This window comes from Diaphorobacter caeni, assembly GCF_015354245.1.
Lineage (GTDB): Bacteria > Pseudomonadota > Gammaproteobacteria > Burkholderiales > Burkholderiaceae_C > Diaphorobacter_A > Diaphorobacter_A caeni.
In genome coordinates, this window is the sequence record NZ_JADKYZ010000015.1 from 28,088 (window position 1) to 43,710 (window position 15,623).

10 protein-coding genes are annotated in these 15,623 nt (G+C 59.6%); 6 read left to right on the forward strand and 4 right to left on the reverse strand.

The genetic code is table 11. From position 1 onward, the window contains the following. The first annotated feature begins 5 nt into the window (after positions 1-5). The 5 genes from ISG32_RS26100 to ISG32_RS26120 all read left to right on the forward strand — a co-directional run bounded on the left by ISG32_RS26100 (position 6) and on the right by ISG32_RS26120 (position 5,613). A complete protein-coding gene (locus ISG32_RS26100; RefSeq protein WP_228530129.1) occupies positions 6-1,337 on the forward strand; it encodes a TolC family protein in 1,332 nt (443 codons plus the stop codon). Then, positions 1,334-2,365, forward strand: a complete 1,032-nt coding sequence (locus tag ISG32_RS26105) for an HlyD family secretion protein (RefSeq protein ID WP_194773942.1) — start codon at positions 1,334-1,336, stop codon at positions 2,363-2,365. Before ISG32_RS26100 ends, ISG32_RS26105 begins: the two co-directional genes overlap by 4 nt. A 5-nt stretch (positions 2,366-2,370) precedes the next feature. After that, a complete protein-coding gene (locus tag ISG32_RS26110; protein WP_194773943.1) occupies positions 2,371-3,564 on the forward strand; it encodes an ABC transporter permease in 1,194 nt (397 codons plus the stop codon). Between the two features lie 2 nt (positions 3,565-3,566). After that, positions 3,567-4,700 (forward strand): ABC transporter permease, encoded by a 1,134-nt coding sequence (locus ISG32_RS26115; protein ID WP_194773944.1) that lies wholly within the window; start codon positions 3,567-3,569, stop codon positions 4,698-4,700. 472 nt (positions 4,701-5,172) lie between these two features. Further along, entirely contained in the window at positions 5,173-5,613 is a 441-nt protein-coding gene (locus ISG32_RS26120; RefSeq protein WP_194773945.1) for a hypothetical protein, read from the forward strand. A gap of 501 nt (positions 5,614-6,114) precedes the next feature. Here the strand turns inward: ISG32_RS26120 and ISG32_RS26125 are convergent. The 4 genes from ISG32_RS26125 to ISG32_RS26140 form a co-directional block, all read right to left on the reverse strand. Further along, positions 6,115-8,631 (reverse strand): amidohydrolase family protein, encoded by a 2,517-nt coding sequence (locus ISG32_RS26125; protein ID WP_228530130.1) that lies wholly within the window; start codon positions 8,629-8,631, stop codon positions 6,115-6,117. A 74-nt stretch (positions 8,632-8,705) separates the two neighbouring features. Continuing rightward, on the reverse strand, positions 8,706-11,300 hold the full coding sequence (locus tag ISG32_RS26130; RefSeq protein WP_194773946.1) for a P-loop NTPase fold protein: 2,595 nt from the start codon (positions 11,298-11,300) through the stop codon (positions 8,706-8,708). Between the two features lie 417 nt (positions 11,301-11,717). Further along, the gene (locus ISG32_RS26135; RefSeq protein ID WP_407645096.1) at positions 11,718-12,809 is read right to left on the reverse strand and encodes a porin; all 1,092 of its coding nucleotides are present in this window, start codon (positions 12,807-12,809) and stop codon (positions 11,718-11,720) included. A gap of 217 nt (positions 12,810-13,026) precedes the next feature. Further along, positions 13,027-14,184: an acyl-CoA dehydrogenase family protein gene (locus tag ISG32_RS26140; protein WP_194773948.1), complete on the reverse strand. Its 1,158-nt coding sequence runs from the start codon at positions 14,182-14,184 to the stop codon at positions 13,027-13,029. 381 nt (positions 14,185-14,565) lie between these two features. Here ISG32_RS26140 and ISG32_RS26145 point away from each other — a divergent pair, with 381 nt between their 5' ends. After that, on the forward strand, positions 14,566-15,567 hold the full coding sequence (locus ISG32_RS26145) for a Bug family tripartite tricarboxylate transporter substrate binding protein (protein ID WP_194773949.1): 1,002 nt from the start codon (positions 14,566-14,568) through the stop codon (positions 15,565-15,567). Positions 15,568-15,623: the final 56 nt, after the last annotated feature.

The window sequence follows — 15,623 nt, forward strand, 5'->3', positions numbered from 1 at the left end:
CCTCCATGAGCTTTGCCACGGCCCAAGAGGCACTGTTGAGCAACTCGGATCAACTGGGGGCTGCCACCAAAGCGGTGGACAGCGCCCGCCTGCGTCGTCAGGGCAACGAAGGGCTTGGTGGCCCGTCGCTGGCGGTCACCGGCATGGCCTACCGCTACTCGGTGAACGCCAACCTTGATCTGGACCCGGCGCGCCGCATGCTCAACGGCACGCTGGGCATGCTTCCAGGTGAACTGGGCGAGTCGGCGTCCAGCCTGCCGCAGTTGCCGTCCAACGTGGCGCTGCAGCGCGAAAAGAACAACGCCTCGGCCAGCCTGTCGTTGGTCTGGCCGCTGTACATGGGCGGGCTGACTGGCGCCGTGCGCAGCGGGCTCGATGCCGCCACGGATGAGGCGCTGGCCGATGCCGCGAACAGCCGCGAGTCTCTGCACGCGCTGCTGGTGCAGCGCTACTTTGGCGCGCAACTGGCCGAGCGCGCCGCTCAGTTGCGTGCGCGTGCGCTGGACGCCGTGCGCCGACACGATGCGGCCGCGCAGAGCATGCTCAAGGCAGGCGTGATTGCCAAGGTGGAGCGTCTGCAGGCGAGCGCGGCGCTGGCCGATGCCGAGCAGCAGGCGCGCAAGGCACGCGACGATGCCGAGCTGGCCGCCGCGGCGCTGGCGCGCACGGTCAAGGCTCAGTCCAAGGTGCTTCCGAGTTCTCCGCTGTTCGTGAGCAGTCGGCCGTTGCCACCGCTCGAGGAGTTCGTGTCCACCGCCGAGCGGCGCCACCCCGGCCTCGACAAGGTGCAGGCCAAGCGCCGCCAGGCCGAATCCTTGCATGACGCGCAGCAGGCCTTGCGCAAGCCGCAGGTGCTGGCCTTCGGCTCGCACGAGCTGACCACCAGCGGCAAACCCAACTGGATCGCAGGACTGGCTGTGCGCTGGACGCTCTGGGACAGCGTCGACCGCGATGCGCTGGCTGCGTCGTCGCAGCTCAAGATCGAACAGGCTGATCTGATGGAGGCGCAGGCGCGCAGCGACATTGCACTGCTCGTCGAGAAAAACTGGATGGGCGTGGAGCAGGCCCGCCGCCAATATCAAGCCCAACAGGCGCAGGAAAACCTCGCCCGTGAACTGCTGCGTCTGCGCGAGGCGGGTCTCAAGGAAGGCACCAGCACGCTGCTGGACCTGATCGACGCACAGACGAATCTCGCCAAGGTGGAGACACAGCGCGCCGAGAGCGCGAACCAATACATCCAGGCGCTGGCGGCCTTGCTGCAAAGCTCGGGACAGAGCGACGCTTTCCAGCTGTACATGGCCCAGGCTGACATCTTGATCCCTTCCGATGCACCATGACCTCAGACACAACAACTTCCCCTGAACCCAATGCGGCGGCGGCACCCCGTGACAAACGCCCTCTAGTCGCCATCGTGGTGGTGCTGCTGGTGATCGCGCTGGTGGCCTGGGGCTTCTGGCGCGCCGCGCAGCCCGCGCCGGCCTATTTCCAAGGCCAGATGGAGGCGCGCGAGGCCGACATCGCCCCCAAGGTCACAGCCCGCATTGCCAAGGTGCTGGTCAAGGAAGGTCAGCAGATCAAGCCTGGTGAGTTGCTGGTCGAGATGGACAGCCCCGAGGTGCGCGCCAAGCTGACCCAGGCGGAAGCCGCGCGCGATGCTGCCCAAGCCGTGGCCGACAAGGCTCAGGCAGGTGCCAGGCCGCAGGAAGTGCAGATGGCGCGCCTGAACTGGCAGCGCGCCCAGGCCGCTGCCGAGTTGGCCGACACCTCGTATCGCCGCGTGCAGAGTCTGTTCGACCAAGGCCTGGTAGCGGCGCAGAAACGTGACGAGGCGCTGACCAATTTCCGCGCTTCCCGCGATCAGGCACTGGCTGCCAAGGCGCAGTACGACATGGCGGCATCGGGTGCTCGCCAGGAGGACAAGGCCGCAGCCCACGCCCAGGCCCGTCAGGTTCAGGGCGTAGTAGCCGAAGTGGAGGCGGCGCGCGCCGAGACCCAATTGCGCAGTCCGGTAGGAGGCGAAATCAGCCAGGTGCTGGCCAAGGAAGGCGAACTGTCGCCGCAAGGCGTGGCCGTGGTCACCGTGGTGGACCTGAGCGACCAGTGGGTGGTGCTGAACGTGCGCGAAGACCAACTGGCCCGCTTCGCCCAAGGCAGCCGCTTTACCGCCCGCCTTCCGGCGCTGGACAACCGCGAGGCGCAGTTCGAGGTCTATTACCTCGGCGTGCTGCCCAACTTCGCCACCTGGCGTGCAACCCGTGCGGGCCAGGGCTTCGACGCACGCACTTTCGAGGTGCGGGCGCGTCCGGCCGAGCCCATTGCGGGAGCGCGGCCCGGCATGAGCGTGGTGGTCGAAGCGGCGCGTTGAGTTCCATGGCAAGCCCCTTGCTCGCCAGCCTGCGCCGCGAAGCGCGGCTGCTGCGCGGCCGACCCTGGGATCTGGCCATGATCAGTTGGGTGCCGCTGCTGGCGGTGCTGCTGTTGGCCTGGATATTCGCAGCCGGCCTGCCGCACCGGCTGCCGATCGCCGTCTGGGACCAGGACCACAGCACTCTGTCACGCCAGTTGGTGCGCATGCTCGGCGCGACACCGGGGTTGTCGGTGCGCGCGCAGGTGCTCAACGCCTCGGAGGCGCAATGGGAGCTGCAGTCCATGACCTCATACGCGGTCGTGCAGATACCGCCGGACTTCGCCCGCGACGTGAAGCGCGGCCTCGCTGCCAACGTGGTGCTGATGCACAACGCACAACTCGCCACGCATTCGAGCCTGATCCAGCGCGACGTGCGCCAGGTGGTGGGCACGCTGTCGGCCGGCGTGGAGATGCAGGCCCGCGCCAAGCGTGGCGACCCGCGTCAGGCGCTGCAGATGCGCATCGAGCCTGTGCGCACCAGCTTGGTGTCGCTGTTCAACATCTCGACCAACTATGAGCAGTTCCTTGCGGCGGCGCTGATCCCGGCGCTGCTGCACATTCTGGGCATGACGGCCGGTGCGTGGAGCGTGGGGCGCGAGTTGCGCGACTGCACGCTGGGCGACTGGGTACAGGAGTCCACGGGCGGCCGGCCTGCGGGGTGGTCTGAGGTGCTGAGCGCGCTGGCCGGCAAGCTGGCGCTGCCCTGGCTGAGCCTCACGCTGTGCGGAATGCTGGCGCTGCTGTGGCTCACCGTGGGGCGCGGCTGGACGGTGGCCGGCAGCTTTGCCTGGGTGGCGCTGGGCCTGACGGCGCTGGTCGCGGTGAGCTTGGCCATGGGGGCCTTGCTTGCAGCGCTCACGCTATCGCTGCGCACCGCGCTGTCGGGCGCGGGGCTGCTGTCGGCACCGGCCTTCGCGTTCAGCGGCGTGGGCTTTCCACTGCTGGCCATGCCTGCCTCAGCGCGCGGCTGGGCGCTGTCGATGCCCTATACCCACTATGCGCGGCTGCAGCTGGAGCAGTTCCAGATGGGCGCCTCCATCGTGCAGAGTCTGCCTGTGGTGTGCGGCCTTGTGCTGGCCACGCTGGTGCTGACGCTGTTGGCGACAGCAGGATTGATGCGGGGGCTCAAGCGCCCCGATAAATGGGGAGGACGCTGAGCATGGCGGGCCGTTCTTCCTTCCTGCGAGCCTTTCTCGATGCGCTGCGCGCTGTCATCAGCGACAAGGGCGTGGTCATGCTGCTGGTAGGCGCGCCGGTGCTCTACGGCTTTTTCTACCCCTGGTTCTACGGTCAGGAGGTGGTGCAGCGTGTGCCCGTAGCCGTGGTGCAGCAGGACGGTAGTGGCCTGGCGCGGCAGGTGCTGCGCTTTGCCGAGGCCAGTCCGCGCATCGCCGTGGCGCTGGTCACCGGCGACGAGGGCGAGGCCCAGCAGGCGCTGCTGCGCGGCGAGATCATGGGCTATGCGCTGCTGCCCGCCGACATGAAACGCGACGTGGTGCGCAGTCAGAACGTGGTGGTTCCGGTCTATGCCAACGGCGCCTATCCGCTTGCGGCCAAGCAAGTCCAGTACGGCTTTGCCGAGGCCGTGGGTACGGTGTCGGCCGGCATCGAACTGCGGCGCCTGCGCGCGGGCGGACAGAGCAGCCTGCAGGCCGCCAGCAGCCGTTCGCCCATCAACCTGCAAATGGACGCGCTGTTCAACCCCACCGAAGGTTACGGCAGCTTCGTGGTGGTGGCAGTGGCGGTGTTGATCTTGCAGCAAACCCTGCTGATGGGCGGCGCGCTGCTGGTAGGCACTTGGCGCGAGCGCGGCGAAGCCGCTGCACCGCCGCACGTATGGTTGGCGCGTCTGCTGGCGTTGTGCGCTCTGGGATGGCTCTCGGGCCTGTATTACTTTGGCTGGATCTTCGTGTGGCACGACTTCCCGCGCGGCGGCAACCCTTTGGGCGCAGTGTTGCTGCTGGCGGTGTTTGTGCCAGCCGTCGCAGGCCTGGCCGCGCTGCTGGGCTGGTGGCTGGGCAACCGCGAGCGCGCGATGCAGATGCTGCTGTTCACCTCGATCCCACTGGCCTTCCTCGCTGGTTTCAGCTGGCCCGCCGAGGCGCTGCCCACGCTGCTGCAGTGGCTGCGCTGGCTGTCGCCAAGCACGGCCGCCATCCAAGCCTCGTTGCGCCTGAACCAACTGGGCGCACCGGTGGATGCCGCCCTGTTCCAACTGACAGTGCTGCTGGCTCTTGCGCTGGCGGCATGGCTGGCGATTCTGTGGGTGGGACGCAGCAAAGACAAAGATTGAAATCGGTACACTCAGGATGCTCAAGGCGTTTGCAAGTCTTCCCACCTTGGCATGGTTGGACCAATAACCTGTTTCGTCCAACTTGACTAGGTAGCTCGCCTGTAGACATTGCGCGAATTTAGCGAGCGTCGTCTACAGGCTGGGAGTGACAGTCCCGAGTCAGCGGCACGGATTGAACATCACGAAAACTAGCTGGAAGCACGCATCTGGGTGCGACCATTCACCATAGACTGAGAGATGACATAAGAGCTTCCACATCGAGTGTCGGCGGCGATCAACAGCTGAATTTGATGCTCCCTGACTGCAATCACCAAGAATCGGCATTCAAGGATTTCCGCAGCCCTTGACGCCGACCACTCCGCCCCGGCCCCTTGGCGACGATTCAGCATCCATTCGGGCAAAATCCAGCCGATAGGAGTAGCCTGGAGTCAGGTCTGCCGGGAAGCCCACCTTGAAGAATGGAACAACATCAATGGCACTGACGAAAAAGGGCGAGTTCATGTACGGGACGACGTCCGGCGACACCCAAGCCGAGCTGCGCAGCTATAGCGTTGCGAATGGCCATGAGGCCGTCCGGTTTGCCTCGTCCAAATGCGATTGCGGGTGCCGGACTTTTGCGCTGCAGACAGATGAAAACGCCGGCGTGGCAATCCGCACCTGCAGCGACTGCGGGCAGGAACACCTCATGGGCGACAGCGCGGACTACGTTGAAGAGGCCGCCCCCGACGGGCACGTGTGCGTGTGCGAGAACGAGGTGTTCGAACTGGTATCCGGAGCCTCCGTGCACAAGGGCACACATGACGTGCGTTGGTACTACATCGCTTGCCACTGCGTGGAATGCAATCTGGTTGGGGTCTTCGCAGACTGGAAGTGTGAACCAGGTGATGCGGCGGCCTTCCTCGCCAAGGTGTGAGCGCGCCCCCCGCTGAGATCCTGCTCGTAGGCTCGAGCGGCCGAGTAGTGTCATGAGTTGGTTGGTGAACTTGGCTGTACTAATGACGGCAATCGCTGCAGACCCGCGGTTGGTGTTTGGAGGCCCGTTTAGGCTGGCTCCAGTCGTTCGAGATGTACCCAGGAAGGATCGCTTCCACGAATACCGGCCAATCGTAGCCATTAGCGTTGAACGACTGTTGCTCATTCAACAACGGTCGCTTGAGTGTGGAAGGCGCAAGCTGTGTAATTCATTGCGGTCAGGGATGCAAGCGTGCCGTGCCCTAGATCAGCGCCAAGAGAATGGATATAAAGAAAGGAGACGGCGCGATGAAACTCTTGGCCCAGGGCACACAAGCCTTGCGACCACATTAGTCACAAGTTTTTGGGATCGCTAGCCCTAGAAAACTGCGAATGACCGGATTGATTAGATGAGGGCATCTTCGCAAAGCAGCAGCGACGAGCATTACCGTTCCCGCAACGGTCAAAGCGATGGGTCATGGAAGCGATACTGGCGTCCCCGCTCATTAACAATGCTGACATGGCGCAGAGCGTCAGCGTCAGCGAAACCTTGCTGCCTAAGAACGGCATAGAGTTGGTAAAACTCGCCCTTGAGGTTGCCGGCGAAGATGCCTGGATCGTCAGAGCCGAGGGATACCATGATAGGCGTGTCGCCATCTTGCACATGGCCAGGAATGCCCATCCAGCGAAAGGCATGGTGCTCTTCAAATCGTTCGTATTGACTGATGCGTACGTTACTACTTGGCAGTGTTTCAATGACAACCCGGCGATCAGCCACATGTCTCATGAGGGCCTGCTGCAGTCGAAGATAGATGGCAGGTGTGAAAAGCGTATCTTGGACTTCGATGCTGAGGAGTGATTCACTGCGCTTCCAAAGCTCGCGGTCATGCTGCCACTGCCATAAAAGCGACAACGCTTCCCCGTCTTGTTCGTTTGCTTCACTCACCAGCCGAGCTTCTTCGCGCAGGCTGTCGACCAGTGAGGTATTTGTCCAGCGCCAGTCGGGATTATTCTGCAGCGAAGCCACGAACCCCATGTGTAGACCGCGCAAATGCATTGCCCGTTCAAACAGGTGGGTAGAAATAGGTGCTTTGAATACCTGTTCAAGCAAGTGCTTGAGTGCCAGCTCGACCTGATACGCCTGTACAGTGGTGTCTTGCAGTTCGCGCAGCAGTTTCCAGGCGGCCAAGAGGTCTAGGAGTCGCTCACTGCGTTTCAGGTGGAGCGTGCTGGGCATGCGCTCCAGCCATAGTTCCGGTTCAATGCCGAGTGCTGTGCCGTGGCCAATGCGTGCACCATCGCGCAGATCCAGCAGCTCCAAAGCATCCAGCATATGTCGTATGCCGGTCAGAAGGTGAGGAAAGTCTTCACCGACATGAAAACTGCGGTGCCCAAGCCCCGCGCGTGTAGCTTGCCGGAAGATGCTGGCAAATACCTCTGGCGGCGCATGCAACTCGTTGGCTGCGCCATCGACGCCACGAACCCAGCGATGCAGCCTTGGATGATCTTTCAGCGTCGTACGCAGCTGTGCCATCTGCACCTCCAGCTTGCGTCGTAGCTTGTAGTGGCGGTACGAGCCGCCTTTGTTGATGTCCCAGTCTACCTTGATGAAATGCGCCACCAGCGCCAACTGCTGGCGACGCGGCCATCGCACTTCGGCGCTTTTGCTCACGATGTCCAGTGCTTCGAGCACGCTGCGCAGAGAGGTTTTGTCGACGTCCACCCTGCTGTCATTTCCCTCCTGCAAGTACTCCAGATAGTCCAGCAGGATGATCTTCAGTAGCTGTGTATTGTCGGTAGCAGTGGATTTTGGGGCAAACCGTCCTTCCAGATAGCTGCTTTGGCTTCGCTGCGCATAGACGCCGTGCATGTCTCGTAGCCGCTGTAGATAACGCTTCTCAGCGAGGCTACGCAGTTCGGTGTGGGTGAACTTCTGGAACTGATCGAAACCGTACAACTCTTCACCTTGCACCATCAACGAACGGTACTGGTTCTGCAACAACAGGTACAAATGCAATATGCGATCCACCTGAGGAGGCACGGAGTGCTGGCGCAGCAACTGAGTCATCCAAGCTAATTCCGCTGTCAATGCGTCTGCAAGGGTGTTGTGCAGCGGATTGAACTCCTTTGGCAACGTGGGAGCTGGGGCCGATCGGGTCCATCCGCGCAAATCGTCTGCTCGCCAAGGTAAGGGGGAGTGATCCGAGGAAGGCTGCTGCGCGAAATACACTAGCCAGCCACGCAACTGCCTTGCCAGCATGAGGTCATGCCGAAACTGCGTCGGGTTGAAATCGGTGTCGTGCAGTCGAGCCAGCTCGTGCACCCGTTCACTGGCAGCACTGCGCTGTGCCTCCTGCCACAGGGCACTGAATTGTTTCACCTCTTGGTCTGGCCGGGCCATGGCGCGTAACCAACATTGCTCTGCAAAGCTACTGCCGTTCAGATGTAAGTGACTTTCGTGCAGACCTTCGCGGCTAATGTAGTCCTCCACCGCAGCATCGCGTGGCGTGATACACGGCAGCAGCGGTGGCTGGCCGCGCCCAGGGAGTTTTTGGGTAGACAGATGCTCGACAGCTAAATGACCTCCCCGCTTGAGATGCAGCGCCTGCATGGCAGCCATAATAGGCATGCCGCTCACGCGACTCAGTACGCTTTGCTGCCACTCGCCGAAAAAATTCAGGCGAACGTGCACTTCTCCATGTTGTGTCTCCAAGTAGCGCTCAGCCAGAAGTCGCAAGGCGCTGGTAGCGAGTTGACCGTCCTTCAACCCCTCTGCCTGCGCCGCCTTAAAGCCCAGATCGAAGACATGATCCGGCAACCGTGCCTGCCAGGGTTGATTGCTGAGGTAAAGCTGTTGGCGGAGATCTTGTCCTTTTTGCGGTTTGGACCAGTCGCTGGTCAGTAGGTGCTGACGGAGTAGTGAGCTGCTTAGCGTGCGGCAGCACAGCAGGGCAAGTTGGGGTGTATGTACTGTGGGCATCGATTAGCCAGACACAATGGCGCCTAAATCGTTGCCAACTGCCTCGTAGATAAATGAATTAGGTTGAGGTGCGGTCATCCGGAAACTGTGGTTTGTCCAATCTTTTCCCAGACCGCTTCGCTGCACAAGGTTGATTCAGCGATCTCAAGGGAAATCTTTGCCGTCTTTAATTTTGCATTCAGACTTCTGATGAACTCCTTTGTATCCTCCTCATCCTTGATTAAGCCCAGCACAAGTGGACACGTCGCTATCATGAAGGTCAGAGGTGCGATGTCTGGTGTGACATCCACACTGCCGGCTGAGGTCTCACTAGCAGGAGTCAGAAACTTCTTTGTCACTAAGCTGCGAGCGGTCCTAGGGTTGCGCCTGTCGATAGTTCCGTGCGTCGATTTGTCTTTTCTGTGGTGATAGTCGACTTCTTCAACGAGGCATGCGTTGATCAGGGCCAGAGCAAACAATTCCATAGCTTTGCTGCAGCGCGCCTTGTCCTGTGTATTCGCGCGCATGGCTGATGAGATGTTGTCCAGGCTGAAATACAACCGATTCCAGATCTTGCCCATCAGCACGGCTGAAGGACTGAAAAGTTTTTTAAGATCTTGGCTAGCTTTCAGCCAGTGTTCGATCTGAGTTAACAGAGAGTCGATTCTCGTCTGTTCGACACTGTCGTCATCCTCACCATCGTCAACCTCTGTGTCGGCATCCTCATCCCAGTTGGGCATTGAGACGGTCTGCACCCCCATGATTTTGAACAACTGCCTCCTAATGCCGTCGGTGTCGTTAACGTCAAAATCTAGCAGATTGGAAATCAGACCTAAAGTGTTAAAGATGGACAGGTAACGCTGGGTGTTACTAGGGCTTTTGACGGCGGATTGACTGAAAGCGATGGCGGGGTAGGTACTATCCGCGCTGCTATCGAGTGCGGCGCGAATTTGCGCATCAAAAGTTTTGACATCCTTAGCATTTTTGACACGCACACCAATAATGCCTTGGCGTAACTGCAGACCTTTAGCGGTTCTTGCGCCCAGCAGTGCGGCGGTGGCATGCAGGGACCAATTAAGCGCGTTGTCTTTTCGGCCAACAGACAGGTACTGCTTTACCTTTAGCTGCAGTGCGTTTTCCTCTCTCGCATCGTTGGCACCGCGTGCCCCAGGTTTTTTGGAGATACTGACCGCTGTCAAGTGGAGGATATGGCTGCTGCCGACCATGCTCACCATGTAAGTGATGGCTTTAGCCGGATCGTGCTCACACAGCCTGGCCACATCTGCCGCCAGCGACACGTAGGCATTGCGTAGCGTAGCGTCGCGTGACTGTGGTCGCAGGTAGATGGCAGTATCTGGCTCGCCGTCCAACTGGCACAGATCGAAGGCGGCATTGATGGCCGCATGCAGATCGCCTTCTGCAATGTTCTCGACATCAATGTCATGCCGGTATAGGCTGCTCAGCGCCGTGGCACGCAAAGCGCCGGCGGCGGCTTCACGCGCAAATGCGGTGCCCTTGGAGCTCAAATGATAGTAAGAGAACAAGAGTTGCAGCACGGAACGTACGGGCAGCTTCAGGACATACTCGCGGAACAAGTCGAGGTCGAGGCGATCTCGCAGGCGCAAGCCCTCGGTAGCAATGGCATCAATTGCCTCTGGCAGATACACCTCTTTCCCATCCCCTGGCCTTTTGACAATGAATGCTGGTAGGCCGCTGCGCACCTTGTCTTTACGCTTTCTTTCGGTGAGCGTGTGCAGGGTCTTCAACTGGACCCGCCGCTGGATAGGGAAGAGCTTGAGCAGGTATTGCTCTTCCAAGTGCGTCACCATACGAGTTTGCTGCGTTTTGCGCTCTAAGGAGAAGCCCTTTTCATTGCTGGCGAAGTCTTGCTGGAAGTGGTTCTGTACCAGAAGCGAGTACATTTCCATGTCTCCGGTCACTAGTACCACCATTTGTGGTGTGTCCAAGTATTTGCGGATGCATTCCAGTATCTCTATGGCATAAGCGAACTTGGTGTCCGCGTCGTCAATGGCCAAGAGCAGAGCTTCGGAGTTGTGGGCCTTGCAGACCAACGCAATGGTCTGGTGCAACAGACGGCGCAGGCGTTGGCTGTCAGCCGCACGGTCCAGGCCGTAATCTAAGAATAGTTCTGCGTCCAAGTCTTTGAGGCTGTCTGTCTTGGAGACAAACAGGTGCAAACCACCGGCCATTTCCTTGAAGAGGGCCCGGAACTCCTCCTGGCACTTCCCCCAAGCGTGTCCGCGGTGATGGCTGCTATCCATCAGGCGCTTCAGGTTCTTGAGGATATGCAATAGCACGATTTCGCTGGACTCGATGCGGCTGGGGTCCAGATATAGCAAGGGCGTAACAGACACTGTGCCACCCTCTTTGTATTCTGCCTGTCGCTCATTCACATTGGCGTATGTGTATCCCAGAAAGGTGGATTTTCCCGCGCCTCGTGTTCCGTCAATGAAGTAGGTCAGGCCACTTCCGTGCGGGTACAGTTCTTCTTTCTCAACATTGTTTTGGGCCTCCACCGTGGAGACCTTGGATTTGGCTTGGACTAAGTCCTTGCGGATCTGCTGAAGCAGCGTGTCAAAGGCTTCACGCTGAATTAATTCAGCACCTGAACTCACCGGTCGGTTGTGATTGCTGGAATTAAGGTTGATCACAATATCGCTGTCGGACATAGCAGGTGTATGAGTTCGTTGGGGAATTGGTCATCATAGCGTTACAAACCGTATCACCAAGCTCATCTGCGCATTCAACGGCGTCCGCTCGGTGTTGATTTTCATCCAGAAGTGATCACTAGCTAAATGGTAACTGATCACCAGAAACCAGAGGTTGGATCATTCGCAGCACCGGCGCTCGGATGATCGCTGAATAGCCATCAGTGACAGTTGTGATGCGGCGGTGAACAGCAGCAACCGCCGCAAAGCGGGAGTTCGCGGATGGACGCCTGACTCACAGTGATTGCTGCGCCCCGCTATTGACAAGTCTTTAACTGCATCCAACCAAGTAGCGGTCAATTCAACCGCTTGTCCGATCAACTGATATATACGCGCGGAGCGATGTTAAGCAACATACCCCACGCATTCAGCCTTCCCTCAAAAGCTCGCGCGCATCCCCAGCATCACGCCCGTCTGCCCCTGCCCAGCCACGGCAGCACCAGAGCCACTCGCAGCACTGCTCACGGAGGTGGTCAGAGCTCCGCGATTGTTCATGCGCCCGGCTGTGGCGTAGACCGATGTGCGCTTGGACAAGCTGTATACGGCCCGCACGGCGAACAAGGTTGAGCGGTCTCCTGTGGGGCTGTCTTTGAACGACAGTCGACCCACCATGGCCTCAAGCGACACCGAGGGGGTGGCCGCATAAGCACCTTCAAGGAAGTAGATGTTGCTGCGAGGCTGTACGGCGTTGCCATCGTTGTCGCGGTAGATCATGCCACCGCCAACTTTGAATGGGCCTTGCTTCACGAAGCCATTCAATGTCACGCGCATGTCGTGTTTGTCGCTGGTGACAAGCCCTCCAGCCGCTCCTTTGGCTCCTTTGATTTGGCTGTAACCGGCGGCCACACCCCAGCCCGGAGTAACGTACTTGACCATGGCGGACATTGCTTTGCAGGCCTGTGCGTCTGCAGAATTCTCGCCTGCGCAAACGGTGCCTGTGGCGGAGGGCACGGTGTCACGGCCAAAGCTGTAGTTGGCAGCCACGGTGAGGTTATTGAATTTTCCATTGTAGGCAATGGCGTTGTCAAAACGTGCAGCTGGAATGTAGGACTCCAGAGAACTCAGGCTGTAAGCATTCGGTCCGAAGACCGTGTAGTCGTTGAGTGCCAGAGAGAAGTTGTCGTACTGACGGCCGAGGGATACTGTCCCCCAGTTGCCGCCGATGCCAACGAACGCCTGACGTCCGAACATGCGCCCACCTTGATTGAGTGAGCCTGTATCGATGCCGAAGCCGCTTTCCAGCACAAACTGCGCATGCATGCCACCGCCCAGATCTTCAACGCCACGAAAGCCCAGGCGCGATGGAACGGAGCCGCTCAGATTGGGCATGCGAACCAACGATTTGCCGCTGGGACCTGTCTTGCTCAGGTATTCGACTCCGGTATCCACCATGCCGTAGATGGTCACGTTGGGAACAAGCCTTTGCACGGGCTGGGCATGGCTGACCATGCTGGCCGTCGCTATGCAAATGGCGGTCACCAGTTTTGCGTTTGGGTGGTTCACTGTTGTCTCCTGTTGCCTTGAAATTTTGGACTGGCGCCTCGTCAAATCATGCGCCGCATCCGCCTCTACTGCGGCCCGACCGGTGCGCTTTGCCGCGCCGGACACGGCCCCTCCTCCGGGCGCTTCACATCGCCGGAAATTCGTGGTTCTCATGAAACCCGGGCTTGATTGCCCGGACAGCGGATCAGTTGTTGTCGACTTTCAGCCCCATACGGGCTGCGATCAGATTGCGTTGCATCTGCGATGTGCCTGCACCAATGGTCACGCTGCGTGCATCGCGGAAATGACGTTGCATGTCGAACTCCATGCAGTAACCGTAGGCCCCCAGAATCTGCATGGCGTTGTTGGCCATGCGCACATACGCTTCAGATGCAAAGAGTTTGGCAATGGAAATTTCCTTGAGCGCATCTGCCCCACTGGCAAGCGTCCATGCGGCACGCCACATCATCGTGCGTGAGACTTCCAGATCGGCCTGCATGTCCGCCAACATGTGAGCGATGGCCTGGTTGGTGCCAATCGGACGTCCGAACTGCTTTCTGTCCTTGGCGTATTGCAGGGCATCATCCAAGATGGCTTGCATACCGCCGATGTAGCCTGCAGTCACGGTGACACGCTCCACTTGCAAGCCAGCCATCACCACCTGCCAGCCGTTGTTCTCGCCGCCCACCAAGCGGTCAGCCGCCACGCGCACGTCGTTGCAGTGGATCTCATAAGTGCCCGTGCAGCGGCGGCCGAGCATGTCGAGCTTGCGCAACTCAAGGCCTTCGGAACGGTTATCCACCAAAAAGAGCGACATTCCCTTCCGGTAGTGCGCCTTGGGATCGGTTTTCACATACATGTGAATGATGTTGTCTGGCGCACCAGCCGATGTGGCCCAGAGTTTCTGGCCGTTGATGAGCCAGTCAGTGCCGTCGCGCACGGCGGTGGAGCGCATGGCTCCTACGTCGGAGCCTGCTTCAGGCTCGGAAATCGAGACCGAAAATTTCACCTCGCCTGCGAGCAGCTTGGGCAGCAACTGGGCCTTTTGCTCCGTAGTGCCTTTGGCGAGTAAGTTCAGACCGCAGAACAGCGATGCGCCAAGCGCTGTGAAGAAGTCAAAGCTCTTATATGAGATGGCCTCCGCCATCACGGCTAGATCAATCACGTTGCCGCCCATGCCGCCATATTCTTCAGGGAACGGCAGACGCAGCAGCCCCAGATCCACCCACGCCTTATAGAGCTCTTCAGGAAAGCGCTGCTCACGATCGCACTCGCGGATGTACTCCGGCGTAGCCAATTCGTTCATCACCCGAGTCACGCCGTCTCGCAGCATGCGCTGCTCTTCGGTAAAGCTGAAATCCATGCCTGTCATCTCCGTTGTCTGAGTTCTCGTGCGCAGTCATCGCTTTGCGGTCAGATCCTTGTGCCCCGAATTCACGAAGCGTGTGCTCAGTGAGCACACGCCCCATGCCCCACCAGGAGAAGGTTGCACGCCGGTCCTGCGGCTGCTCTGCGTCTGGATCGCGGATGCCTTTGTTGGCGTTGGAGTGCATCCGTTACGTCGAATGCATGAAGTCTATGACGCACATCTATAAAAATCAATATGCTGACCTTTTGGTGTTTTCCCTTGTTGTAAATTAAATCATTAGGTCAGACTATTGACCTAAAAATGACACACGCAATCATCAGTCACAGGTGATGCGCGTGGCATGAATCAATGAACCAACGACAAACAGGAGACGCCATGAACCCTTCTTCCCCCCCTTCAACGAAGCGACGCTGGATCAAGGCTGCAGCGCATCTGACGCTGGCCGCAGCGGCCGTGCTGACGCTGCCTGCACACGCACAGACCTACCCCAACAAGCCCGTGCGTATGATCGTTCCATACGGTCCCGGCACTGCACCCGATGTGCTGGGTCGCATCACGGCAGATGCCTTGCAGCGTCGACTGGGACAGGCCATCGTGGTGGAGAACCGCGCTGGAGCAGGCGGCAAGATCGGTACCGAAGCGGCAGCGCAAGCGGCTGCTGACGGATATACCTTGTTCCTCGGAACCAAGGATTCGCAGAGCATCATCCCCAACCTCTACCCCACCTGGAACGTCAAACCTCATCAGGCGCTGACGCCCGTGGCAAGCCTGGCCCGGATCGAGAACGTGCTGGTCTCTCACAATGGCTCCGCCATCAAGGCCTATGGAGATATGGTGAGCCAATCCTCAAAGCGCGAGCTGTCCTACGGCTCGCCAGGCATCGGCACCAATCTGCATCTGATGGTGGAGCTGATCAAGGCTCGCCAAGGACTGCAGCTCATGCATGTTCCTTACAGCAAGAGTTTTTCCGAAGCCATTCCCGCATTGATGCGCAACGACCTGGATTTGGTGGTGGCCGGTCTACCCCCAATGTTGCCTTTCGTGAAGGATGGCCGTCTCAAGGCCATCGCCATCACCGGCACCAGCCGATCGCGCTATGCGCCCGATGTGCCGACCTTTGCCGAGCTGGGAATTCAAGATCTGGAGACTGGCGGATGGTTCGGCGTCTTCGTCCCCACGGGCACGCCCGCTGCAGCTGCCACGCGACTGAATCAGGAGCTGGCCGCAATCGTGAAGAGCGACGAGTTCCGCACCCGCCTGGAAACTCTGGCCGCCGAGCCATGGGCCGCCTCCCCAGCCGATCTCAATCAGATCATCGAGAAAGAACGCACGCGCTGGGGCAAGCTCATCCAGAGCAGCAATATCGTGCTCAATTGATCTGCTCGTTTTCCTGATTCACCATTCAGTTGCGCTGCAATGCAAGACCATGCATT